The organism is Roseibium aggregatum (genome assembly GCF_017309185.1).
GTDB lineage: Bacteria > Pseudomonadota > Alphaproteobacteria > Rhizobiales > Stappiaceae > Roseibium > Roseibium aggregatum_B.
Window position 1 is genome coordinate 494,451 of record NZ_JAEKJZ010000001.1, and the last position, 24,273, is coordinate 518,723.

Sequence of the window (24,273 nt, forward strand, 5' to 3'; positions counted from 1 at the left end):
CGCAGGTTTTGGGCTGGTGGCCGTTTCAGTCTCGGGAGCGGTTTGATCCCTTTGGCGGAAGGAGAAGCGTGAGCTCAAGGTCTGTGAAAAATTTTTGCCGCGCCGAAAAATCGTTCAAAAACCTTCGGTAGATCTGTTGACGCGCGAAAGACTTGGCACGACCTTGGCCGGTAACAATAAACAACAACAATCAGGAGACGTTTCATGAGCACATCCGGCAGCAGCAATCTCGAACGCCCCGCTCGCCGCATACGGTTCGCACCGTCCCACCCGCTTGAGGTGTTCACGGACGCGGCGAAGGCGGTCGAGCGTCTTGTCGGGATATTCGAAGCCAACACGGCCTTCCTGCGGGCGCGCTTTCAGGACCTCCTGGACGGCAAGGAGATCCAGGGGCGGGTGCGGGCCTTCTATCCCCAGATCCGGATCGTGACGGACAGCCACGTCCGTCTCGACAGCCGCTTGTCCTACGGCTTCGTGTCGGGCCCCGGAACCCATGCATCGACGGTCACCCGCCCGGATCTGTTCCGGAATTACCTCGAGACCCAGTTGTCGCTCTTGATGAAAAATCACGAGGTTCCGGTTCTTATCGGCGACAGCGACATGCCGATCCCGCTGCATTTCGCCTTTTACGACGGCGCTCATGTGGAAGGTGGGGCTGCGGCGGCCAACCTCGAGGCGCCGCTCGCCGACATCTTCGATCTGCCCGACCTGACCGTCATGGACGACTCCATCGCCAACGGCACCTATGAGCCGAGCGACGGCGTGATGCCGCTGGCCTCCTTCACGGCGCCCAGGGTCGATTACTCCCTGCACCGGCTGCAGCATTACACCGCGACCAGGGCCGAGCATTTCCAGAACTACGTCCTGTTCACCAACTATCAGTTCTACATCGACGAGTTCTGCCGCATGGCCCAGGACGTGCTCGACGATCCGGAGGCGGGCTACGAGGCATTCGTCGAGCCGGGAAATCTGGTGACGAAGGCAGGCGAAACCGCCCCGTCGACCGGGGTCCGGCCGGACAAGCTGCCGCAAATGCCCGCCTATCATCTCAAGCGGGCCGACGGCAGCGGGATTACCATGGTCAACATCGGTGTCGGCCCGTCGAATGCGAAAACCATCACCGATCATATCGCCGTGCTCCGGCCTCATGTCTGGCTGATGCTCGGCCACTGCGCGGGCCTCAGGAACAGCCAGACGCTGGGCGACTACGTCCTCGCCCATGGCTATGTGCGCGAGGACAATGTGCTCGACCAGGACCTGCCGATCTGGGTGCCGATCCCGCCCCTGGCCGAGGTTCAGGTGGCCCTGGAAGATGCGGTCGCGGAAATAACCGGCATCGACGGCTACGAACTCAAGAGGCTCATGCGCACGGGCACGGTCGTCTCGCTCGACAACAGAAACTGGGAACTCTGGAACCAGCCGGAACTGGTCAAGAGGTTTTCCCAGTCGCGGGCGATCGCGCTCGACATGGAATCGGCCACGATTGCGGCCAACGGATTCCGGTTTCGCGTGCCTTACGGAACGCTCCTGTGCATTTCGGACAAGCCGCTACACGGTGAACTGAAACTTCCCGGCATGGCGACGGATTTCTACAGGCGCCAGGTCAGCCAGCACCTCAAGATCGGCATCCGTGCTCTTGAGCAGATGCGCAACATGACAGCCGAGCGGTTGCACTCCCGCAAGCTCAGGAGCTTCGCGGAAACCGCGTTCCAGTGAAACCCGGAAGCACCTTGGCTGCTGTTGGCAACATAAAACGGCGCTTATTTGCGCCGGTTTGTGGCTGCTGACAAATCTTCCGCGCCGAAGGCGATCGGTACTCAAGTTCCTTCAGACAGGTACGGGAGTTGATGCTCGCTTTGCTCGCGCTTGTTCGCTGATTTTCGGCTCACGCGATTCCGCTTCATGGCGCGCTGGCCGGCATGACGGTCCGAGGGGTACTCAGCAAAAAACCGGCGCCTTTCGGCACCGGTTTAAAATTGCGTCGATGGGGCCTTGAGCCGTTTCCGGTTAGTCTGCTTCGTCGGCGGAGGCGGCGTTCAGGAGGCCGTAGCGCTCGACACCGATTTTATCCAGAAGCTCAAGCTGTGTTTCCAGGAAGTCGATGTGACCTTCCTCGTCGGAAAGAAGTTCCTCGAACAGCTGCATGGAGACGTAGTCGCCTTCCTCGCGGCAGATCTCGCGGGATTTGGAATAGGACGTACGGGCGTCGTACTCGCCTGCGAGGTCGCTTTCCAGGACTTCCTTGATGTTCTGGCCAATGCGAAGAGGCGCGACCTTCTGCATGTTCGGAAGGCCTTCCAGGAAGATGATGCGGTCGGTGATCTTGTCCGCGTGCTGCATTTCCTCGATGGATTCCTCGCGCTCCTTCTTGGCGAGTTTCGCAAAGCCCCAGTCGGCCAGAAGGCGGTAATGCAGCCAGTACTGGTTGATCGCCCCCAGTTCCAGGAAGAGTGCCTCGTTCAGGCGCTCAATGACTTTCTCGTTGCCTTTCATGGCCATGCCTCTCCATTAGCATTTGGTAGGGTGCTAGTTTAGAATAATTCTAGAGAATCTGTCCAGTGCAATTTCGAAAATTGTTCGGGAATTTCCGGCCGGTTTCCGCAGCGGCTGAAAAGGCGCTCTGATTTGATTTGAATCAAACAATCAGGACCATTATATTCATATATTCGAAATAACAAATGTTATGAAACGGAGTATCTCGATGCTGCTTTCAATGCCAAGGCTGGGCGACCGCTATTCGCCCCTCTACTTCCTGGCTGCTCTTGGAGCGGGTGGCCTGATGGTCTCCTTCTTCATGTACCTGATGTTCTGGGTGCCGCACGAGGGCAGGCCGGTTCCCGTCTTCGAAGATATTTTCGCCGTGCTGCAGACCGGTTCGGTCCCGCTCAAGGCTGCGGTGATCATAGCCTGGGTGGGCATCGCCGTGTTCGCGTATCTGCATATCCGGCTCCTGATCTGGAACCTGGGCGAATTCGCCGCCTTCCGCAAAACGGACGCCTACTCGGACCTGGTCAAGAGCAATGCCGAAACCCAGCTTCTGGCGGTGCCTCTGACACTCGCCATGTCGGTCAACGGAGGTTTCATCCTCGGTCTTGTCTATGTTCCGGGACTGTGGTCGATCGTGGAATATCTGTTCCCGGCCGCTCTTGCCGCTTTTGCCCTGATCGGTTTTTACGCCTTCAGGCTTCTGGGGGATTTCTTCGGCCGGGTTCTGACCGGTGGTGGCTTCGATTGCCTGAAGAACAATTCCTTCGCGCAGCTTCTGCCTGCCTTCGCGCTTGCGATGGTTGGCGTCGGCCTGGCCGCGCCTGCCGCGATGAGTACGACCAAGGCGGTGGCGGCCAGCAGCTTGATCCTGTCGACATTCTTCATCGTTTCCGCCGTGGTGATGGGGACCGTCGCTCTCTTCCTGGGATTTCGGGCGATGCTCGAAAACGGCGCCAGCGCGGAAGCCGCCCCGACCCTCTGGGTGGCGATCCCGATCGTCACCGTTGTCTCCATCGCGCTGATGCGCCAGGGGCATGGAACCCATGTCCACCTGGACGTACACGGCAATGCCGCGGATACATTCCTGATGCTGACGGATCTGCTGGCGGTTCAGGTTCTGTTCGGGCTTCTGGGCGCGTTGGTTCTCAAGCGCCAGGGGTATTTCGGAACCTATGTCTTCGGGCCGTTGAAATCGGTCGGATCCTACGCGCTGGTGTGCCCCGGCGTGGCGCTGACGGTCATGCTGCATTTTTACGTCAACAAGGGACTGGCCGGAGCCGGGATCGTCGACAAGTTCTCTGCCGGGTACTGGACGGTGACCGCGCTCGCCCTGGTCTTGCAGTTCGCGACCATCTACCTGGTGTTCAAACTCAACGCCAAGCATTTCGGCCAGAGTGACGCCCTCGCCCATCAGCAGCAGGGCGGGTCGGTTCATCCGGCTGAATAATATCGATCAGGGGAAACGCTCAACAAAGATCGGGCGCGGTTCGAAGGAGCCGCGCCCGATCCGTCTTGACCCTTGGCGCGGCGACTGCCGACCGTCAGTCCAGAGCGGCCGCAAGAACCTTGCGCATCACCGTCGGAAGGGCTTCGCCTTCAAGCGTTTCAGGAGATGACCACCAAGCGCCATCGAGCGCTGCTTCCGTTGGCGCTGAAACAGCGGCCCGAAAAACCGTCAGCCGCAGATGGAAATGGGTGAAGGTGTGGGTCACCTGGGCCGGTCTCGGTTGCCACGGCGCCGGGAAGGGGACGCCGGCAAGCGCGGTGTCGGCATCGAAATCTTCCGACCAGTTTGTCCCCGGGACTTCCGTCATACCGCCCAGAAGTCCTTTTGGCGGCCTCCGGCGGAGCAGAACCGCACCTGTCGTCTCGTCTACCGCGACAAAGGCGGCACCGAAGCGGGTCGGCTTTTGCTTTTTGGGGGCTTTTTGCGGAAGGGATTCTGCAAGGTTCGCCGCGCGCGCCCGGCAGTCCCCCGTCCAGGGGCACAGTGCGCAGGCCGGCCGTCTTGGCGTGCAGATCGTTGCGCCCAGGTCCATGACCGCCTGGGCGAAATCTCCGGGCCGGGCTTCCGGCGTCAGTTGCCCCATCAGCGACTTGATCGCCGGCTTGGCCTCCGGAAGCGGCGTCTCGATCCTGGCATAGCGGGCGAGAACACGCTCCACGTTGCCGTCCACCACCGCGGCATGGCGGTCAAAGGCGATTGTCGAGATCGCCGCCGCCGTGTAGGGGCCGATGCCGGGAAGTTTCAGAAGCTCCGTTTCGTCTTCGGGGAACCGGCCACCGTAAGAGCGGGCCACCTCCATGGCGCATTTTTTCAGGTTGCGCGCGCGCGAATAATAGCCGAGCCCGGCCCAGGCTTTCATCACGTCTTCTTCGTGCGCGGCGGCCAGATCCTCTACGGTGGGCCAGGTTTCCGTGAATTTCCGGAAATAGTCTTTGACCGCGGCCACTGTCGTCTGCTGCAGCATCACCTCCGATAGCCAGACCTTGTAGGGATCGGGGATTTCCCCAAGTTTGCGATCCTCGGGCGCGACCCGCCAGGGCAGACGCCGGGCGTACCGCTCATACCAGGAAAGCAGGAGATCGGAGGCTTCAGTAGGGTACATTGAACTGTCTGATAGAAAGGCCGGTTGCCGATGAAGGAGTTCTGGATAGCCTGGGGACAACTTGGGAGCGGACACCAGGCTATTTCAATTGGAGCAAGTATTCGTCGTCATTCTGTCGTATTCTATTGAGACACACCATTCCGATTTCTGAAGCGGGTTGCGGACGAGCCGTTTCCGCGGATCAGGAAGTGGAGGTAGGTCATTAGCGCGGCAAAGGCAAATCCGGTGCGAAAGCAAAGGGAGGCGAAACCGCTTGCCGATCTTGTCGGCAAGGCGATGACGCCTGCCTGCCGGAAACGCGGTTTTGCCACCGTGGATATTGTCGCCTCCTGGGCCGATATCGTCGGCGAGCGCTACGGCACGCGCGTACAGCCTGACCGCCTGAACTGGCCGCGCAAGCCGGAACTGGCCAATCCGGATGATCCTCCGGAACCGGCGACGCTCGTGGTTCACACGGATGGTGCGACCGCGCTGATGCTGTCGCATGACAGCGCCCAGATGCTGGAACGGATCAACACCTTCTATGGCTGGGCGGCTGTGGGACGCATCAAGATTGTCCAAAGGCCCGTCGAAGTCAGATCCACGGAGCGGCGCAAGGGGCTTCGCGCGCTGACGCGTTCCGAAGAAAGGCGTCTCGACGAGCGCCTTGAAGGGGTCAGGGACGACCGCCTGCGAACGGCCCTGAAGAAGCTCGGTGCCCAGATCATAGCGCGTAACACCGATTCCGCCGCCTGAAAGCCCGCGCCGATAACAAGTTCGTGAGACGAAGTCACACGGACTCCTCGCTGTTGCCACATTTGATAAGCGTTGTTGACGGAACGTGCCTGAAGAGGCACATGAAGAAAACAGAACCGCACCTTCGGGTGTTGCGTGCAGAGTACAGAGTACAATGACAGGACGATCTTCGTGACAAAGACCCGCAGACAGTTTCTCAAGACCACCACCCTGGCAGCCGTTGCGCTTGGCCTCACGGCAACAGTCCCGGCGCTCGCTCAAACCGTCGACACCGAAAAGCTGCTGAAACCCGGTCCGCTCGGAGACAAGATCGTGGGCGACGAAAATGCGCCCGTCACGATCGTGGAGTATGCCTCCCTGACCTGCGGACACTGCGCGACGTTCCACAAGAACACCTATCCGGATCTCAAGAAGGACTATGTCGAAACCGGCAAGGTCCGCTTCATTTTCCGCGAGTTTCCGCTGGATGCCGTTGCCGCCGCCGGCTTCATGCTGGCGCGCTGCCAGCCGCAGGACAAGTATTTCGACACGGTGGATATCATGTTCGAACAGCAGAGAAGCTGGGCATTTACCGAGAATCCCTACCAATCGCTTCTCGACTTTTCCAAGCAGATCGGATTTACACAAGAGTCCTTTGAAGAATGCCTGACGGACCAGGGACTGCTGGATGCGATCAACGCGGTCAAGGACCGGGGTGCGAATGAGTTTGGGGTGAACTCGACACCGACATTCTTTATAAACGGCGAGAAGCACTCCGGGGCGATGACGATTGAAGAGATGGGCAAGATCATCGACGCGCACCTTTAAACCGACGGCATTGCCGCCGGCCGGCGCGGTTCGTCCTGCTCCGCGCCTGTTTTTGAGAGCGCCCGCTGGAAACGGGAGCGGGCGCCGATGAAGTTCAACAAGCTTCGCATTGTCGGCTTCAAATCCTTCGTGGAGCCGATGGAATTCATCATCGGCAACGGCCTGACCGGCGTGGTCGGGCCGAACGGCTGCGGCAAGTCCAACCTTGTCGAGGCCCTGCGCTGGGTGATGGGGGAAAACTCCTACAAGAACATGCGCGCGTCCGGCATGGATGACGTGATCTTTTCGGGAAGTCTCAACCGGCCGGCGCGCAACACGGCCGAGGTTACTCTTTTTCTCGACAACAACGAGCGGACCGCACCGTCTTCCTTCAACGACGCCGACACGCTCGAGGTCAGCCGTCGCATCGAGCGCGAACAGGGCTCCAACTACAAGATCAATTCCAAGGACGTGCGCGCGCGCGATGTGCAGCTTCTCTTTGCCGACGCGTCCACCGGCGCGCGTTCGCCGGCCATGGTGCGCCAGGGCCAGATCGGCGAGCTGATAGCGGCCAAACCCACGTCAAGGCGTCAGATTCTGGAAGAGGCCGCCGGCATATCCGGCCTGCATTCACGTCGACATGAAGCGGAAATCCGCCTGCGCGCCGCCGAGCAGAACCTGGAGCGCCTTGAGGATGTGCTGGTCCAGATCGACGGCCAGATCGACAGTCTGCGCCGCCAGTCCCGCCAGGCCGCGCGCTACCGGAACCTGTCCTCGGAAATCCGCGGCGCGGAAGCCTCCATCCTTTATATTCGCTGGACCGAGGCGCGCGACGCGCTGAGCGAGGCCGAGCGTCAGTTCGCCGAAGCGCAGACACAGGTCAACGAGACCACCGGGCTGCAGGCCGAAAGCGCCCGGATCCAGGCGATTGCAGCTCACAAATTGCCGGAACTTCGGGACGAGGCCGCGAAAGCGGGCGCGGCCCTTCAGCGGCTCGTCATCGCCCGCAACGAACTCGACGCCGAGGAACGCCGCGTGAAGGAACGGCTCCAGGATCTGGAGCGGCGCCTGCACCAACTTGCGGAGGATATCCGCCGCGAACAGTCCATGGTGTCGGAAAACGACGAGGTTCTCGAGCGTCTGTCGGAAGAGCGCGCCGAACTTCTGGAAGAAAACGAAACCGTCCAGGAGCGCGGGGAAGCCGCCCGCGAGAAGGTCGCCGAAGCCGAAGACAGTGTGCGGACCCTGGAAACCAGGCTCAGCGAACTGACCGCGGCAGAGGCGCGCGCGAGCGCGGAACGCCGGCAGCTTGAGCGCGCGGTCGCCGAGAGCCGCCAGCGGGCGGACCGGTTGACCGCCCAGGCTCAGGAGGCCCAGCAGGTTCTGGCCGGGCTGAACGACCGGATGGCGGAACAGGACGGGGTTTCGGAAAATCGCGAGGCTCTGGAACTTGCCGGGGAAGCGCTCGCCGAAACCGAGGCGGCGGTCGAGGAGGCCGAGACGGCGACACGCGAGGCCCGCGAACGGGAACAGTCCGCGCGCGCCCCCTTGAGCACGGCACAGCAGGCGTTGCAGGGTCTGGAAACCGAGGCCCGCACCTTGGAACAGGTCCTGAACCTGGATGCCGAGCAGGATCACCCGCCGGTGGTCGAACGGATCGAAGTGAAACAGGGCTTTGAAACCGCTCTGGGTGCCGCGCTCGGCGAGGATCTGGACGCGTCTCTGGATGAGACCGCCGCGGTCAGATGGGGCAGCGCGCTGCCGGGTGAGGGCGATCCGGCGCTGCCGGGTGGTGTCCGGTCCCTGGCGGAGGTTGTCGCGGCGCCCGAAGAGCTTACCCGACGCCTCGGGCAGATCGGTATTGTCGATCAAAGTCGGGGCGGGGAACTGCGGGCGCAGTTGAAACCCGGTCAGCGGCTGGTGTCGACGGAGGGCGACATGTGGCGTTGGGACGGATTCGTTGTCGCCGCGAACGCGCCGACGCCCGCGGCCCAGAGACTTGCACAAAAGAACCGTCTAGCGGAACTGGCGGGAGAAATCGAAGTCGCCCATCGTCATCTGGCGGAGCGGCAGCAGGACCTGGAAGACGCAGGCGCGTCGGTCCGACAATGTGTCGAGCTGGAACAGACTGCCCGCGCAAAGGTCCGCGAGGGTCAGCGCCAGGTGGCGGCGGCTCGCGAGGCGCTGGCGCAGTCGGAACGCGCCATCTCGCAGCTCGCCGCCAAAAGGGAAGCGGCGCAAGACAGGGCCGAACGCTTGGGCGAAGAGGCGGAACTGGCGCGCGAACAGCTTGTCGAGTCCGAGGAGCGTCTTGACGGAGCGCCGGAGATTTCGGGGTTTCAGGAGCGGATACAGGCCCTCCAGGCGGACGTTGGCGTCGCCCGCGGCGTGCTTGCGGAAGCGCGTGCCGTCGCCGAGGGACACAGCCGCGAACAGCAGATGCGGGACCGGCGTCTCGAAGCGATCGCCCGTGAATATGACAGCTGGAAAACCCGCGCGGCCAATGCCGCTCAGCAGATCGCCGTCTTGAGCGAACGCCGCGAGGAGGCGGAAGAAGAACGCGCGGAGCTGATTGAGGCGCCGGAGGAGATCGAGCTCAAACGCCGGGACCTGTTTTCCGCCATTGCCAGGGCCGAAGACGAGAAAAAACAAAAGGACGATCGGCTCCAGCAGGCCGAACTGGATCTGGCCGATGTTGACCGGGCGGCGAAAGCCGCAATGGAGGCCATGGCGGGCGCGCGCGAGCAGAAGATCCGCGCCGAGGAGCGTCTGGACGCCGCGCGGGAGCGGAAGGCCGGCCTTGAGCGCCGCATCGACGAGGACCTCGAGGTCGCCGTGGCGGCTTTGCCGGAAATCGCCGGACTGAAGGAGGGAGCGCCGCTTCCGGACCCAGAGGCGATGGAACGCAAGCTGGAGCGGCTCAAGGCCGAGCGCGAGCGCCTGGGCGGGGTCAACCTGCGCGCGGAAGAAGAGCTTCGGGAGATCGATGAGCAGAAGACGACGCTGACGTCGGAGCGCGACGACCTGATCGAAGCGATTCGCAGGCTCAGGACCGGCATTTCGAATCTGAACCGGGAAGCGCGCGAACGGCTTCTGGCGTCCTTCGAGGTGGTCAACGGCCACTTCCAGCGGCTGTTTACGCATTTGTTCGGCGGCGGTACGGCGGAACTGCAGCTCGTCGATTCCGACGACCCGCTTGATGCCGGGCTTGAAATCATTGCCCGGCCTCCTGGCAAGAAACCGCAGACCATGACGCTGCTGTCCGGCGGCGAACAGGCTCTGACGGCCATGTCCTTGATCTTCGCGGTGTTTTTGACGAATCCGGCTCCGATCTGTGTCCTCGACGAGGTCGACGCGCCGCTCGACGACGCCAACGTCGAGCGCTATTGCGATCTTCTGGATGAAATGGCCAGAAGCACGGAGACCCGGTTTGTGGTGATCACCCACAATCCGATCACCATGGCGCGCATGAACCGCCTTTTCGGCGTGACCATGGCCGAACGTGGCGTTTCCCAGCTCGTTTCCGTCGATCTCGAGACTGCGGAAAGATTCCGGGAAACCGGCTGACGGCTCCTCCGTCGCGGACCTGGCGGCCGGTTTCCTGTAAGACTAAGGTCACACAAAAACAGTTGCTATGGAAATTTCCCTTTTATTTCATATAGATAGTTTGAGCGTCAGTGTTCTTGACAGGGCAGGGGCCCCCGACTATGGTGCGCGCGGCTTAAGGGGGTGACCAAGGGCCGGGTCGAAAGTTTGAGACGGGGTGCGGGGGACAGCATGAATGGCTCTTCGCAAAACGGAGAAACGGATGACCGGGCGGAGGAAGCCTCCGAAGCGGATCTGTCGGAACGGCGGAATCGGCTAAACCGGATGCTGGAGGGGCAGCGCAGGGCGGCGGTAGACGTCGAGCGTAAATCCTCGAAAAGCGCGACATCCGGCTACGCCCAGGCGATGAAGCTCTCATCTGAGTTTATCGCGGGGATCGTGGTTGGTTGCGGTATTGGCTGGATCTGCGACCATTGGCTGGGGACGTCGCCCTTCGGGTTGATTGTTTTCCTGCTGATCGGTTTCGCGGCGGGCGTGCTGAACGTGTTGAGGGCGGCGGGCGAAGTGGCTCCTCCCGAGGCTCGGATCGGACGCAACGACGCGAAGGACGACGGATCGGAATGAGTTTCCGCGCGAAAGCGCGTCCTGACATGTTATGAGCGAAGAAGGCTGACCGGTGGCGAACGATCCGATCCATCAGTTCCAAATCCAGAAACTCTTTCCGATTGAAGTCGGAGGTATGGATTTATCTTTCACCAACTCTTCGCTGTTCATGGTTTTGACCGTGGCGGCGGCCTCTGCCTTCCTGATCTTCTCCACCAGCGGCCGCGGACTTGTTCCCAGCCGGGTGCAGTCCGTGTCCGAGATGGCTTACGAGTTCGTCGCGAGCATGCTTCGAAGTTCGGCCGGAACGGAGGGCATGCGCTTCTTCCCGCTGGTGTTCTCGCTCTTCATGTTCGTCCTCGTGGCGAACCTCCTGGGCATGTTCCCGTACTTCTTTACGGTCACCAGCCACATCATAGTCACCTTCGCGCTGGCCATGCTGGTTATCCTGACCGTGACCATCTATGGCCTTCTGCGCCACGGCATGAAGTTCTTCCACCTCTTCGCGCCTGCCGGCGTGCCGCCGCTTCTCTTGCTGATCGTGGCGCCGATTGAGGTCGTGTCCTTCCTGTCCCGTCCGATCAGCCTGTCGGTTCGTCTGTTCGCGAACATGCTGGCCGGCCACATCACCTTGAAAGTTTTCGCCGGCTTTATCGTCAGCATGGGCGCCGCGGGAATCGCTGGCGCCGCCGGTGCCATCCTTCCGCTCGGTATGACGGTCGCGCTGACCGCGCTGGAGTTCCTCGTTGCCTTCCTGCAGGCCTATGTCTTCACGGTCCTGACCTGCATGTACCTCAACGACGCCCTTCACCCGTCACACTAAGCAACCGGTTTCTTGCGGCGGTTTCGTGCCGCCGCTTGGAATAAATCTGAAATCTGCAAAACACCATTTAGGAGCACGTGTCATGGAAGCAGAAGCAGCAAAATACATCGGCGCAGGTATCGCATGCCTCGGCATGGGTGGTGCGGCTATCGCACTCGGCACCATCTTCGGTAACTACCTGAACGGCGCGCTGCGCAACCCGACTGCTGCTGACGGCCAGTTCGGCCGTCTGGTCTTCGGCTTCGCCGTTACCGAAGCTCTGGGCATCTTCTCCCTGCTCATCGCTCTTCTCCTGCTCTTCGCCGTCTGATTTCTAAAGCCTAGAAATTTTCCGACGCGACTCCGGGGGCGGCGCTTTCGCCGCCCGATCGGAATTTGGAGATAGGACATGGCAGGCGACGCCCATACAAACGCCGAACACAACACGGAAGTTCACATTCCCGAAAGTGAACACGGCGCCGGATTCCCGCCCTTCGACGCAACCACCTACGCTTCGCAGATCCTGTGGCTGGCCATTACCTTCGGCTTCTTCTACTGGATCATGAAGAACGTGGCTGTGCCCCGGATCGCAGGGATCCTGGAAGACCGCGAAGACCGCATCGCCGGCGATCTTTCCGAGGCGAACCGCCTGAAGGAAGAAACCGACGCGGCAATCGCGGCCTATGAGCAGGCTTTGGCCGAGGCCCGTAACAAGGCCCATGGTATCGCCCAGGACACGCGGGCCAAGCTGAAAACGGATCAGGACGCGCGCCGCGAAAAGGCGGAAGCCGACCTGAGCGAAAAGCTGAAGGAAGCCGAAGCCCACATTGCAGGCCTCAAGACCGAAGCCTTGTCCCAGATCGGCGAGATTGCCGGAGAAACCACATCAGCGCTCGTCGAGCAGCTGATCGGCAAAGCTCCGACCAAGACCGATCTGACCAAGGCGCTGAAATCGGCAATGAACTGAGGAGACCGTCATGGATGCTACTTTTTGGGCCCTGGTCGGTCTCATTCTATTCCTGGCGCTGATCGTCTACGTCAAGGTTCCCGGCAAGATCGGTGCCGCGCTTGACGGCCGGGCCGAGAAAATCCGCGAAGAACTGGAAGAAGCCCGCAAGATGCGGGAAGAGGCGCAGGCCCTTCTTTCGGAATATCAGCGCAAGCGCCACGAGGCCGAAAGCGAGGCGGAGTCCATCGTCGCCGAGGCGGCAGCCGAAGCCGAGCGCCTGACGGCAGAGACCAACCAGGCTCTGGACGACATGATCGCCCGTCGGACCAAGGCGGCCGAGGACAAGATCGCCCAGGCGGAAAGCCAGGCAATCGCCGAGGTCCGCGCCAAGGCGGCCGATGTCGCGGTGGCCGCGGCCGAGGAAATCCTGACGGCCAAGGTCAAGGACAAGGTTGCCGACGAGATTCTGACCCAGGGCATCGCCCAGGTGAAGGACCGGCTGAACTAGGGTCGGCTGGACTCCGAGGAGTATCGAAAAGCGGCCTTTGCGGGCCGCTTTTTTATTGGGGTCAGCAATGGATTGCATCGCCTTCCGCCGCCAGCCTGACCGGTTTGAAACTCATTCGGTGATGCGGCGAGGGGCCGAGCTTTGCCAGGGCCTCCTGGTGTTGCGGAACGCCGTACCCCTTGTGCTGGGCAAAACCGTAACCGGGGCAGTGGTCTTCCAGCGTCACCATCATTCGATCCCGTAAAACCTTGGCGACAATGGACGCGGCGGCGACGCTAAGACAGCGGCCGTCGCCCTTGATCAGCGCCTGTCCCGGCTGCTCCAACCCCGGTGGCACGTCGCGGCCGTCGACCAGCACGTAATCCGGCACCCTGGAAAGGCCGTTGACAGCCCGCACCATGGCCGAAAGCGTGGCGCTACGGATATTCAGACGGTCGATCGTTGCCGGCGAAGCGCTGGCGGCACACACCCACGCGCTCGACACGATCTCCTCAAACAATTCTTCCCGGCGGGCTTCGGTCAGTTTCTTGGAGTCATTCAGCCCATCGGGCAAGTTGTCGTAATCCAGAATGACAGCGGCGGTCACCACCGGCCCCGCCCAGGGACCGCGTCCGGCCTCGTCGACGCCGCATAAAAGCCCGTTGAAAGTGGCCGCGTGCCGTCTTTCCAGTTCCGGATCGGGACTGTCGCCAAAAGCAAGATCGAACAGGGATGGGGTTTTGCTCATGCGAGCCAGACTGGCCCTGGCGGTTTCCCTCCGCAAGGGCGCGCTTCAAAACAGGTTCAGTTGCACACCGCCTTTTTGCGGCTGGACGAAGTCTTCCGTGTTCAGCTTTTTGCGGCGCAGGTTCAGGCCGTGCCTCTTGGCGGCGAGCGAAAAGCGCTTGGCGATCTGATCCGCGTACGGTCCGCGGCCGCGCATGCGCTCGCCCCATTTGGCGTCGTAGTCCTTGCCGCCGCGCATGGAGCGGATAAGGCTCATCACATGCCGGTAACGGTCCGGGCGTTCGCGCACGAGCCAGTCGCGGAAGAGTTCGGAGACTTCCAGAGGCAGGCGCAGCAGGATATAGCCGGCCTCCCGCGCGCCATGCTCGGCGGCGGCCTCGATAAGGGTCTCGATTTCGCTGTCGGTCAGCGCCGGGATGATCGGCGCCATCATGACGGAAGCCGGAACCCCGGCATCGGCAAGCGCTTTGATCGCGCCAAGGCGTTTATGGGGCGCGGAGGCGCGTGGTTCCAGCGCCCGGCACAGCTTCCGGTCCAGGGTGGTCACGGAAAGCGCCACCTTGACCAGATTGCGTTCCGCCATGCGCGACAGGATGTCGATGTCCCGCATGACCAGGGCGGATTTGGTAACGATCGCGACCGGGTGACCGCAGTTGTCCAGCACTTCAAGGATTTCGCGCATCAGCTTGTAGCCGCGTTCCAGTGGCTGATAAGGGTCGGTGTTGGTTCCGATGGCGATCACACGCGGGACGTAGCCGGGCCGGGACAATTCCCGCTCCAGAAGCTGCGCGGCATTGGGTTTGGCGAAGAGCCTGGTTTCGAAATCGAGTCCGGGGGAAAGGCCCATGAAGGCGTGGCTCGGCCGGGCGAAGCAATAGATGCAACCGTGCTCGCAGCCGCGATAGGGATTGATCGACCTGTCGAAGGATATATCCGGCGACTCGTTGCGCGTGATGATGGTCCGCGCACGCTCCTCCTGAACCTCGGTCTTGAGCGGCGGCAGGTCGTCGAGACTGTCCCAGCCGTCATCGAAGCTTTCGCGGGCAAGAGGTTCGAACCGGCCGCTTTTGTTCGAGGCGGCGCCCCGCCCGCGCCGCCGGTCTTCTGCGAGGCGCGCGGGCTCTTCTACAATTTCGGCTTCTATGAGGGGTTGTAGGGCTGCTCTCATGATTGTCATCGAAGGTAAAGTAGGAACATAAGGTGAACATTAGCTAAAAACCGCGCTTGAACAAGCCCTCTCTCTCGCACTTTGAAAATTTTCATGTAAAACTCAGGCTTATGATAAGTGTCATCATCCCGACAAAAAATTCTGAAACCGATCTGGTCCATACCTTGTCGGCTTTGGTCCCGGCGGCAGCCGAAGGCATCATTCGCGAAGTGATCGTCGTTGACGGCGGGTCCAGCGACAACACGGAGAAAGTCGCCGACGCGGCCGGTTGTACCTGGACAAGCCGGGGCGAATCTTTGCGCAGCGAAAGGCTGACCTATGGAGCATCTCTCGCGCAACGGGGCGAGTGGCTTTTGTTCCTGCAGCCGGATTCGTTGCTGGAGAGCGGCTGGCACCACGAGGCGCAGGCGTTTATCGAGAGGGCGGCGCGGGCTCGAAACGGGCCTCGCACAGCTGCGAGCTTCCGGTTGCGCTACGAAGCCTTTGGCCTGAGCGCCAGGGTCGCCGAAACGATCGCGGCGCTCAGATCGCAGTTGCTCGGCATGCCTTACGGCAACCAGGGCCTTCTGATCTCCCGGCAATTCTACCAGAAACTTGGAGGTCATCGCCCCTTGCGCGAGATGGAGGATCTCGATATCGCAAAGCGGATCGGCCGCTCCCGAATTGTTTTTCTGAGAGCCGCAGCCGTTTCATCAGGTGAGCCGGAGCACGAAAGCGCTGTCTCGCGCCTGCGCCAGGCGTTCGCCAGGTTCTGCGTCGGCACACTGCGTATCCCGGCAAGCCTCGCGGTTCGGCTGCACGGCTGAAGCCGATAGCGTTCGGACCCGCGAGTCAGGCCTCCCGCAATTTACCACGCTTCAGATGCTCGTCGAGCCGCGGCATGATCTCGACGAAATTGCAGGGCATGTGCCTGTAATCCAGCTGCCATTTCAGGATGCCGTCCCAGGCGTCCTTGCAGGCCCCCGGCGAGCCGGGAAGCACGAAGATGTAGGTCGCGCCGGCGACGCCGCCCGTGGCCCGGGACTGGATGGTCGACGTTCCGATCTTGTCGTAGGAGATGCGGTGAAAGACCTCCGAAAAGCCGTCCATCCGCTTTTCAAAGAGCGGCTCCATGGCCTCCGGGGTCACGTCTCGGCCGGTAAAGCCCGTGCCGCCCGTCGAAACGATCACATCTACCCCCTTGTCCGCGATCCAGTCTTTCACAATCTCCTGAATGGCGGGAACGTCATCCGTCACGATCTTGCGGCCGGCGACTACATGCCCGGCCTTTTCGATCCGCTCCGCCAGCGTGTTGCCGGAGCGGTCCTCCTCCAGGGTCCGCGTGTCGGAGACGGTCAGAACGGCGATATTCAAGGGAACGAAGGGGCGGCTGTCGTCGATGCGGGACATGGGTTTCTCCTTTCCCAAGACATAGGCGATTGGCCTTCCTTGTTCCAGAGCCGAGGGAGAGGCTCGAAAAATCAGCTGACGCGAAATAAAATTACAAATAATAACAAGTTTGCGACACTTGCAAAATATATAGGTCAATATTATTGACTTATATAACGCAACAAAAGCCAATGAGCCAAACATGACCACCTGGGACAGTCTTTACGCCCACCGTGCGATACGCATGCGTGCGTCGGAAATTCGGGAACTTCTGAAACTCCTCGACCGGCCGGATGTGATCTCCTTCGCGGGCGGCATTCCCGATGCGGCGCTGTTCCCCTCCGAGGCCTTCAAGGAGGCTTATGCCGAAATCCTTGGCGGACCGGAGGCGGCCAAGGCGCTTCAATACGGCGTCAGCGAGGGCAGTCTGCGCCTGAGAAACTGGATTGCCGGACACATGCAACGTCTCGGGGTATCCTGCAGGCCGGAAAACATCCTCGTCACATCCGGCTCCCAGCAGGGGCTGGATTATATCGGCAAGCTGTTCCTGAACGAAGGTGACACGGCGCTCGTCCAATGGCCGACCTATCTTGGCGCCCTGCAGGCCTTCAACGCCTATCAGCCGCGCTATGACCGTCTCGATCCGGGCACGAACCGCACGGCGCAGGATTTTCTGGTCAAGGCCGGTCAGGCGGGTGGAACCGTGAAATTCGCCTATCTGTCCCCGGATTTCGCCAACCCGACCGGCTTGAGTCTCGATCTCGACGAGCGTCAAAAGCTTCTCTCTCTGGCCGGGGAACTCGACTGCGCGGTCATTGAGGACTCGCCTTACGAGAGCCTGCGCTACGACGGAGAACCTCTCGCACCGCTGCTTGCACTCGATTGCGAGGCCTCCGGCGGGATCGAGAACACCCGAACGCTCTTCTGTGGCAGCTTTTCGAAGACGCTGTCGCCGGGTCTTCGGCTCGGCTGGATCTGTGCGGCATCTTCGGTCATCTCGCGCCTTGTGCTGATCAAGCAGGCAAGCGACCTGAACTCTCCCGTCTTGAACCAGGAAGCCATGGCCCGGGTTGCCGAAGGGATCTTTGAGACGCAGATCGGAAAGCTGCGGTCCGTCTACAAGACACGCCGGGACGCGATGCTTGCAGCGCTTGAAAGGCACATGCCGCGCGGCACTTCCTGGAGCTGGCCGGACGGGGGCATGTTCGTCTGGGTCGAGCTGCCTGAAGGTATCGATGCCGGCAGCCTGCTGGCCCGATCCGTCGAAACGGCGAAAGTCGCCTTTGTTCCCGGCCGGGCGTTTTATCCCGATGGCGGCGGCGCCAACACCTTGCGCCTGAGCTTCTCCTGCGCCGGCGAGGACAGGATCGAGGAAGGGATCTCAAGGTTGGGCGCCCTGATCTCGGAAACTGTCACATCCATGAGGTAGTCCTGTCGCGGGAATACGTGCAGCAGGGTGAGGATCTATGGCGCTGACGGATCGGGTGGATGCCTATTGCGAACGTGTCGGACCGGAATTCTGGTCCGAGCCGCTGAATGCTGTCACCAACGCCGCGTTTCTGGTCGCGGCCCTGGCGGCGTTTCTGATCTGGCGCAGAAAGGCGCCGGACGATCCCGCACCGTTCAGCCTGATCGTCATTCTGGCGGCGATCGGCGTCGGTTCCTTCCTGTTTCACACATTCGCCACGCGATGGGCCGGGATGGCAGATGTCGTGCCGATCGCGGTTTTTATTCTGGTGTATCTCTATTTCGCCCTACGCAGTTTTCTCGGGTTTCCACTGTGGGCGGCTATCCTGGGAGTAGCCGGTTTCTTTCTTCTGTCTCCGGTCGTCAGCCGGCTCACCCTGCCGCTTGTGGGGTCGTCGGCCATGTATGTTCCGGCGCTTCTGGCGATTTTCGTCGTCGGCGGCCTGTTCTGCCGCAAGGATCGGCGGCTTGGCTTCCAGGTCCTCGCGACCGGCGCGCTCTTCGTACTTTCGGTGGCGTTCAGGATGCTGGACGAACCGTTGTGCGGCCAGATTGCTTTTGGCACGCATTTCCTGTGGCATATTCTGAACAGTATCGTGCTGTTTGCGTTGATACGGGTTCTCATTTTGCGGCGCGCCGGTTAAACCGTTATGCGATTTGGGAAATCGACACAGTTGGATCGAGGCAGGTTCCTGAAGGGGAAGGAATCGCCGGCTGTTTGGTAGGTCCTCCTGAGGGAGGCATCTCTTCGAGCGGCCGGCCGGACCAACGGAATTACAGGACCAAAGGACAGGGACCGTCATGAGCGACAGCAAGAAGACCGAAAGCGATCTGACAGAAGCAGCCCTGTTCTATCACCGAAACCCCAAGCCTGGAAAACTGGAAATCCAGGCAACCAAGCCACTCGGCAACCAGCGTGACCTTGCGCTTGCCTACTCTCCCGGCGTTGCCGCGCCTTGTCTCGAGATCGCCGACGACCCCGCCAAGGCCGCCGACTATACCTCGCGCGCCAATCTCGTCGCGGTGATTTCCAACGGCACCGCCGTTCTGGGCCTCGGCAATATCGGTCCGCTCGCCTCCAAACCCGTGATGGAGGGCAAGGCGGTCCTCTTCAAGAAATTCGCCGGCATCGACGTGTTCGATATCGAAGTTGCGCAGACCGATGTCGACAAGTTCGTCGATGCGGTCTCCGTGCTGGAGCCGACCTTCGGCGGTATCAATCTGGAGGACATCAAGGCGCCGGAATGTTTCATGATCGAGGATGCGCTCCGCGAGAGGATGAACATCCCCGTCTTCCATGACGATCAGCACGGCACGGCCATCATCGTCGGCGCGGCGGTCCGCAACGGGCTCGAACTGGCCGGCAAGAAGATCGGGGACGCCAAGATCGTGGCGTCCGGCGCGGGTGCCGCGGCTCTTGCCTGCCTGAACATGCTGGTGTCCCTCGGCGCGAAGCGCGAAAACATCTGGGTGACCGATATCGAAGGCGTCGTCTACCAGGGCCGCGAAGCGCTCATGGACCAGTGGAAGGCCGTCTTCGCCCAGGAGACCGACAAGCGGTCCCTGGACGAGGTTATCGGCGGCGCGGATGTCTTTCTGGGTCTTTCCGCGGGTGGAGTCCTGAAGCCGCACATGGTGGAGAAGATGGGCAAGGGGCCGCTGATCCTGGCGCTCGCCAACCCCAACCCGGAAATCATGCCGGAGGAAGCCAAAGCGGTGCGCGACGACGTGGTCATGTGCACCGGCCGCTCCGATTATCCGAACCAGGTCAACAACGTCCTTTGCTTTCCCTATATCTTCCGGGGCGCGCTGGATGTCGGGGCGACCACGATCAACGAGGAAATGAAGCGTGCGGCGGTCGAGGCGATCGCGGGTCTGGCCCGGGAAGAACCGTCCGACGTCGCAGCGCGGGCTTATGGTGGCAAGACGGAGACCTTCGGCCCCAATTACCTGATCCCGTCACCCTTCGACCAGCGCCTGATCCTGCGCATCGCGCCGGCCGTCGCCAGGGCGGCCATGGACACGGGCGTTGCGACCAGGCCGATCGAGGATTTCGCGGCTTACTTCGACCGGCTGAACCGCTTCGTCTTCCGCTCCGGCCTGATCATGAAGCCGATTATCCAGAACGCCTCCAAGGATCCGAAACGGATCATCTACGCGGAAGGCGAGGACGAGCGTGTGCTCCGCGCTGCGCAAGTGCTCCTGGAAGACAATATCGCCAAGCCGATCCTGGTTGGTCGCCCGGACGTCCTGAAGGCGCGTTGCGAAAAATTCGGTCTCAAGATCCGGCCCGACGTCGACTTCGAATTCATCAACCCGCAGGACGATCCGCGCTACCGCGATTATGTGGACGAATACTTCCAGTGCGTCGGCCGCAAGGGCATGCCGGTGGATTCCGCGCGTACCGTCGTGCGCACCAACACCACGGTGATCGCGGCGCTCGCGGTCCGGCGCGGCGATGCGGACGCGGTGATCTGCGGTCTGGAAGGCCGGTTCATCCGTCATCTGCGCGACATCAAGCAGATCATCGGCGTCTGCGAAACCGCGCACGACCTCTCCGCCATGTCCCTGCTGATCAATTCCAGGGGCGCGATGTTCCTGTCCGATACCTTCGTGACGGAAGATCCGTCGGCCGAGGAATTGTCGGAAATGGCTGTCCTGGCGGCCCGGGAAATCCGGCGTTTCGGCATCGAGCCGAAAATCGCGCTGCTCTCCCTGTCGAACTTCGGGTCGCGGGATACGGCCTCTTCCAGCAAGATGCGGGAAGCGCTCAAGCTGATCTGGGACCGGTACCCGGAACTGGAAGCCGATGGCGAGATGCACGGCGATGCCGCGCTGAATGTCGCCTTGCGCGAGCGGGTCATGCCGGACAGCAAGCTGACCGGCGAGGCCAACCTGTTGCTCTTTCCGAACCTCGATTCCGCCAATATCGCCCACAACCTGCTGAAGGTGGCGACGCAAGCGCTCCATGTCGGGCCGATCCTCCTGGGAACCGCCAAGCCGGCGCATATTCTGACGCCGTCGGTGACCTCTCGCGGGGTCGTCAACATGTCGGCCTTGTCGACCGTTGAGGCGCAGACGCGGGCAGCCGAGTAAGCGCTTAGAACAGGCGTCCAGAGCTAAGAACCGCATTACACCGGGCTGAGCGGCTTTCGCCGTTTGGGGAGAGACCAGGCGTGCGGGCGTTGAAGGACGTCTGGATATAATCCTGTTCGATTTTAGGGAGGCCGGAGGGCTGTCGATGACGGCCGGCAGAACTAGATAACCCTGGTGACGGGCATCATGAACAATGGCGTCCGGTAAAAGTCCTCCCTGGTTTCTGGAAATGGAGCTGCCATGACTTGCGGGAAACGGCTGGGTTCGGCCATCAAGGCGTTTGCTTTTTCAATAAGCCTGGCTTCGGCGGGGCCAGCGGTCGCCCAGTCATCGGTTGAGCTGGAAACGGTCGCCGATGGTCTCTCTTTCCCGTGGAGCGTCGCCTTTTTACCGGATGGTGGCTATCTGGTCACCGAACGGGACGGCGTGTTGAAAGTCATTTCCGATGACGGCGTCCAGAGTGCGGTGGCCGGGGTTCCCGAAGTCTTCGCTCAAGGGCAGGGCGGGTTGCTCGACGTGGTGCTCAGTCCGGATTTCGATACCGATTCCACGGTCTATCTGACCTATTCGCAAGGATCTCCGGAAGGCGCGGGCACCTCGCTTTTCAAGGCCCGGCTCGTATCCGCTGGCGACGGCTACCGGCTTGAGGGCGGGGAGACGATCTTCACGGGCAACAACAAAGCCTATGGGGGGCGCCACTTTGGCTCCCGTCTGGCTTTCGCACCCGACGGGACGCTTTTCATGACCGTCGGCGAGAGAGGCGACAGGCCCCTTGCGCAGGATCCGTCCAGTCACGCCGGCTCCGTGTTGCGTCTGACCGATCGGGGCGAAGCGGCTCCCGACAACCCATTCGTCGGGCGGGCGGGTTACAGGCCTGAAATCTGGTCCTATGGCCATCGCAACCCGCAAAGCGCGGCCATTCACCCAAAGACCGGCAAGCTCTGGACGGTGGAACACGGCGCGCGCGGCGGAGATGAAGTCAACATTCCGGAGGCCGGCAGGAACTACGGCTGGCCGGTCATTTCCTATGGCCGGCATTACTCAGGTGGGAAAATCGGCGAAGGCACCGCAAAACAGGGCATGGAGCAGCCGGTCCATTATTGGGATCCATCCATTGCGCCCTCCGGCATGGCCTTTGTCACGAGCGGCAAATACCCGGACTGGCAGGGCGGACTGCTTGTCGGCGCCTTGCGCGGCCAGCATCTGGCAAGGCTCATTCTCGACGGCGAGACGGTCGCCGGCGAAGAGAAGCTGTTGAACGGACTGGGGGAACGCATCAGGGATGTGCGGCAAGGGCCGGATGGCTTTGTTTATGTCCTGACCGACAGCGATGACGGTCGCCTGATCCGCTTGCTGCCGAACTGAGCGGCCAGCGGGCGTCTTGCCGGACGCCTGGTAAATCTCAAGGAGCTTGACATTCCGGTATTCTCCAACGATATACCGCACTGCAATCGTTGCCGCGTGAGCATTTAGCGCCAGGACCGCAAGACCGGTCTTAGGAGAAAGCGCCCGGTTGCAGATCATATTGAGCCCAATGAGGGGCCAACCATTCCCAATTCACGCGAGGGTCTGGCGGCAAGAGCCTGGAAGCTGAAACGAGCCGGCTGCCGCGAACCAACACAACTCCGCAAAGAGTTCAGTCTTTGCGGTTCGCAAGCGTTTTGTGAAACGCTTGAGCAAGGATTATAATTTGACCGACTTTCAAAGCCTTGGACTTTCCGACGGCCTTTTGAGCGCGATTTCCGAAAACGGCTACGACACGCCGACACCGATCCAGAAACAGTCCATTCCCCTGATCCTGCAAGGCCGCGACCTGATGGGCCTCGCGCAGACGGGAACCGGCAAGACGGCGGCCTTCGGGCTGCCCCTGATTGACCGGTTGCTCGAGGAAGGACGCAGACCCGCCGCCAAGGGGACGCGTGCGCTGATCCTGGCGCCGACCCGCGAACTCGTCAATCAGATCGCAAAGAGCCTGGTCTCCTTTCTCAAGGACACGCCGTTGCGGGTGACATCCGTCGTCGGCGGTGTCTCGATCAATGGTCAGGTCAAGCGCCTGTCCAGGGGGACGGATATTCTCGTCGCCACCCCGGGCCGGCTTCTGGACCTTGTGGACCGGGATGCCGTAAAACTCGCAACTGCATCCTACCTCGTTCTCGATGAGGCGGACCAGATGCTCGACCTTGGGTTCATTCATGCCCTGCGCCGGATCGCCGGCCTCGTCGCGCGCGAACGCCAGACGCTTCTGTTTTCCGCTACCATGCCGAAGCAGATTGACGAATTGGCGAAATCCTATCTGAAAAATCCGGCGAGGGTGGAAGTCGCTCCGGCCGGCAAGACTGCCGACAAGATCGCGCAATCGGTTCATTTCATGGACCAGAAGGCGAAGACCGACTTTCTGATCAGGCAACTGCAGGACAAGCCGGATGGCGTGTCGCTGGTGTTCTGCCGCACCAAGCATGGCGCGGAACGGTTGATGAGAAAGCTCTCGCAGAATGGTCTTTCGGCAGGCTCCATCCACGGTAACAAGAGCCAGGGGCAGCGCGAACGTGCGATCCGTGGCCTCCGCGAGGGCGAGATCAACGTTCTTGTGGCGACGGATGTGGCCGCCCGGGGTATCGACATTCCCGGCGTGAGCCATGTTTATAACTTCGAACTGCCCGAAGTTGCCGAAGCCTATGTCCACCGGATCGGCCGGACGGCCCGGGCCGGGGCGGAAGGCGAGGCGGTTGCGCTGTGCGCGCCTGAGGAAATCGCCTTGTTCCGGCAGATTGAAAAGCTGATCGGCATCGAAATCGCCGTGGCCAGCGGTGACGTGCCGCCGATGGCGGCTGCTGCCAGCCGGCAGAAGCGGGGCAACGGCGCAAGGGGCGGCAACAAGCCGGCGCGTGCGCAGTCCTCATCCGGCAGCAACGACAACAGCGCTCAGGCAAAGAAACCGCGCCGCCGTCGTCCGAACGGCCGCAAGAAGGCTGCCTGAGGCGCCTCTCTTCTTAATCTCATCGAAAAAAATGCACCGGGAAGTGGCCTTCCCGGTGCTGTACCTTGTGGTCGATGGGGTTCAAAGCAGCATTGCCTCTTTGACGACTCTAGGTGGAAGCTTGGTCAGGTTTTGCCAAAACCGCCGCGTTTTGGCTCAACCCTGGTCCTCCTATCCACAAGGTATATCTCCGCTAAAAAGCGGTAAAGCTTATCGACTTATCGGGAATAACGCGGAAAATCCGCGAAGACTTCAAAGCACAATCAGTATAAAAACTGATTTCGATCTTCTGCCCCCGTTTTCTGAAACCTAAAATAAGATATAAATTTTCGCAAATACAACCGCTCCCCCGCTCTTGCGTGCTGTGGATATCAAAAGAAGAGAGATAAATATATGATTTATAACATTTTTTAGATCAAAGTCTTTTCGAGAGGAACAGCTTTTGG

The 24,273-nt window shown here is 61.2% G+C and carries 21 protein-coding genes; 16 read left to right on the plus strand and 5 right to left on the minus strand.

Annotated features, from left to right (window positions below; translation table 11 throughout):
- Window positions 1-204: 204 nt before the first annotated feature.
- Window positions 205-1,716, plus strand: a complete 1,512-nt coding sequence (locus JF539_RS02295; RefSeq protein WP_207138741.1) for an AMP nucleosidase — start codon at window positions 205-207, stop codon at window positions 1,714-1,716.
- Between the two features lie 291 nt (window positions 1,717-2,007).
- On the opposite strand, the gene bfr is transcribed toward JF539_RS02295, so the two are convergent.
- Window positions 2,008-2,493 (minus strand): bacterioferritin, encoded by a 486-nt coding sequence (gene bfr / locus JF539_RS02300; RefSeq protein WP_207140796.1) that lies wholly within the window; start codon window positions 2,491-2,493, stop codon window positions 2,008-2,010.
- A 208-nt stretch (window positions 2,494-2,701) separates the two neighbouring features.
- Here bfr and JF539_RS02305 point away from each other — a divergent pair, with 208 nt between their 5' ends.
- The gene (locus JF539_RS02305; protein ID WP_207138742.1) at window positions 2,702-3,934 is read left to right on the plus strand and encodes a TsoY family (seleno)protein; all 1,233 of its coding nucleotides are present in this window, start codon (window positions 2,702-2,704) and stop codon (window positions 3,932-3,934) included.
- 94 nt (window positions 3,935-4,028) lie between these two features.
- On the opposite strand, the gene mutY is transcribed toward JF539_RS02305, so the two are convergent.
- Window positions 4,029-5,096 (minus strand): A/G-specific adenine glycosylase, encoded by a 1,068-nt coding sequence (gene mutY / locus JF539_RS02310; RefSeq protein WP_207138743.1) that lies wholly within the window; start codon window positions 5,094-5,096, stop codon window positions 4,029-4,031.
- Window positions 5,097-5,321: 225 nt separating this feature from the next.
- Between mutY and JF539_RS02315 the strand changes: the two genes are divergently transcribed.
- The 8 genes from JF539_RS02315 to JF539_RS02350 all read left to right on the plus strand — a co-directional run bounded on the left by JF539_RS02315 (window position 5,322) and on the right by JF539_RS02350 (window position 13,025).
- Window positions 5,322-5,831: a DUF721 domain-containing protein gene (locus JF539_RS02315; RefSeq protein WP_209016968.1), complete on the plus strand. Its 510-nt coding sequence runs from the start codon at window positions 5,322-5,324 to the stop codon at window positions 5,829-5,831.
- 171 nt (window positions 5,832-6,002) lie between these two features.
- Entirely contained in the window at window positions 6,003-6,638 is a 636-nt protein-coding gene (locus JF539_RS02320; RefSeq protein WP_207138744.1) for a thioredoxin domain-containing protein, read from the plus strand.
- Window positions 6,639-6,725: 87 nt separating this feature from the next.
- Window positions 6,726-10,184, plus strand: coding sequence for a chromosome segregation protein SMC (gene smc / locus JF539_RS02325; protein WP_207138745.1), 3,459 nt, complete (start codon window positions 6,726-6,728; stop codon window positions 10,182-10,184).
- Window positions 10,185-10,394: 210 nt separating this feature from the next.
- Complete coding sequence (locus JF539_RS02330; protein WP_207138746.1) at window positions 10,395-10,787, plus strand: AtpZ/AtpI family protein; 393 nt, start codon at window positions 10,395-10,397, stop codon at window positions 10,785-10,787.
- Between the two features lie 52 nt (window positions 10,788-10,839).
- On the plus strand, window positions 10,840-11,589 hold the full coding sequence (locus JF539_RS02335; RefSeq protein ID WP_207138747.1) for a F0F1 ATP synthase subunit A: 750 nt from the start codon (window positions 10,840-10,842) through the stop codon (window positions 11,587-11,589).
- 82 nt (window positions 11,590-11,671) lie between these two features.
- Window positions 11,672-11,899 (plus strand): F0F1 ATP synthase subunit C, encoded by a 228-nt coding sequence (locus JF539_RS02340; RefSeq protein ID WP_008191441.1) that lies wholly within the window; start codon window positions 11,672-11,674, stop codon window positions 11,897-11,899.
- Between the two features lie 78 nt (window positions 11,900-11,977).
- Window positions 11,978-12,535 (plus strand): F0F1 ATP synthase subunit B, encoded by a 558-nt coding sequence (locus tag JF539_RS02345; protein ID WP_207138748.1) that lies wholly within the window; start codon window positions 11,978-11,980, stop codon window positions 12,533-12,535.
- Window positions 12,536-12,545: 10 nt separating this feature from the next.
- Window positions 12,546-13,025, plus strand: coding sequence for a F0F1 ATP synthase subunit B (locus JF539_RS02350; RefSeq protein WP_207138749.1), 480 nt, complete (start codon window positions 12,546-12,548; stop codon window positions 13,023-13,025).
- 61 nt (window positions 13,026-13,086) lie between these two features.
- Here JF539_RS02350 and JF539_RS02355 read toward each other — a convergent pair whose 3' ends face one another.
- The gene (locus JF539_RS02355) at window positions 13,087-13,752 is read right to left on the minus strand and encodes a ribonuclease HII (protein ID WP_207138750.1); all 666 of its coding nucleotides are present in this window, start codon (window positions 13,750-13,752) and stop codon (window positions 13,087-13,089) included.
- A gap of 45 nt (window positions 13,753-13,797) precedes the next feature.
- Window positions 13,798-14,919 carry a PA0069 family radical SAM protein gene (locus tag JF539_RS02360; RefSeq protein WP_207138751.1) on the minus strand — a complete coding sequence of 374 codons (1,122 nt, stop codon included), beginning with the start codon at window positions 14,917-14,919 and terminating at the stop codon, window positions 13,798-13,800.
- A 110-nt stretch (window positions 14,920-15,029) separates the two neighbouring features.
- Here JF539_RS02360 and JF539_RS02365 point away from each other — a divergent pair, with 110 nt between their 5' ends.
- A complete protein-coding gene (locus JF539_RS02365) occupies window positions 15,030-15,725 on the plus strand; it encodes a glycosyltransferase (RefSeq protein ID WP_207138752.1) in 696 nt (231 codons plus the stop codon).
- A 25-nt stretch (window positions 15,726-15,750) separates the two neighbouring features.
- Here JF539_RS02365 and moaB read toward each other — a convergent pair whose 3' ends face one another.
- Window positions 15,751-16,308 carry a molybdenum cofactor biosynthesis protein B gene (gene moaB, locus JF539_RS02370; RefSeq protein WP_207138753.1) on the minus strand — a complete coding sequence of 186 codons (558 nt, stop codon included), beginning with the start codon at window positions 16,306-16,308 and terminating at the stop codon, window positions 15,751-15,753.
- Window positions 16,309-16,489: 181 nt separating this feature from the next.
- Between moaB and JF539_RS02375 the strand changes: the two genes are divergently transcribed.
- The 5 genes from JF539_RS02375 (at window position 16,490) to JF539_RS02395 (ending at window position 23,827) form a co-directional block, all read left to right on the plus strand.
- Window positions 16,490-17,716 (plus strand): PLP-dependent aminotransferase family protein, encoded by a 1,227-nt coding sequence (locus JF539_RS02375; RefSeq protein ID WP_207138754.1) that lies wholly within the window; start codon window positions 16,490-16,492, stop codon window positions 17,714-17,716.
- 37 nt (window positions 17,717-17,753) lie between these two features.
- Window positions 17,754-18,398 carry a ceramidase domain-containing protein gene (locus JF539_RS02380; protein WP_207138755.1) on the plus strand — a complete coding sequence of 215 codons (645 nt, stop codon included), beginning with the start codon at window positions 17,754-17,756 and terminating at the stop codon, window positions 18,396-18,398.
- Window positions 18,399-18,555: 157 nt separating this feature from the next.
- Entirely contained in the window at window positions 18,556-20,850 is a 2,295-nt protein-coding gene (locus JF539_RS02385) for an NADP-dependent malic enzyme (RefSeq protein WP_207138756.1), read from the plus strand.
- Between the two features lie 240 nt (window positions 20,851-21,090).
- A complete protein-coding gene (locus JF539_RS02390; RefSeq protein ID WP_207138757.1) occupies window positions 21,091-22,215 on the plus strand; it encodes a PQQ-dependent sugar dehydrogenase in 1,125 nt (374 codons plus the stop codon).
- A 325-nt stretch (window positions 22,216-22,540) separates the two neighbouring features.
- On the plus strand, window positions 22,541-23,827 hold the full coding sequence (locus tag JF539_RS02395; protein WP_207138758.1) for a DEAD/DEAH box helicase: 1,287 nt from the start codon (window positions 22,541-22,543) through the stop codon (window positions 23,825-23,827).
- Window positions 23,828-24,273 lie beyond the last annotated feature (446 nt).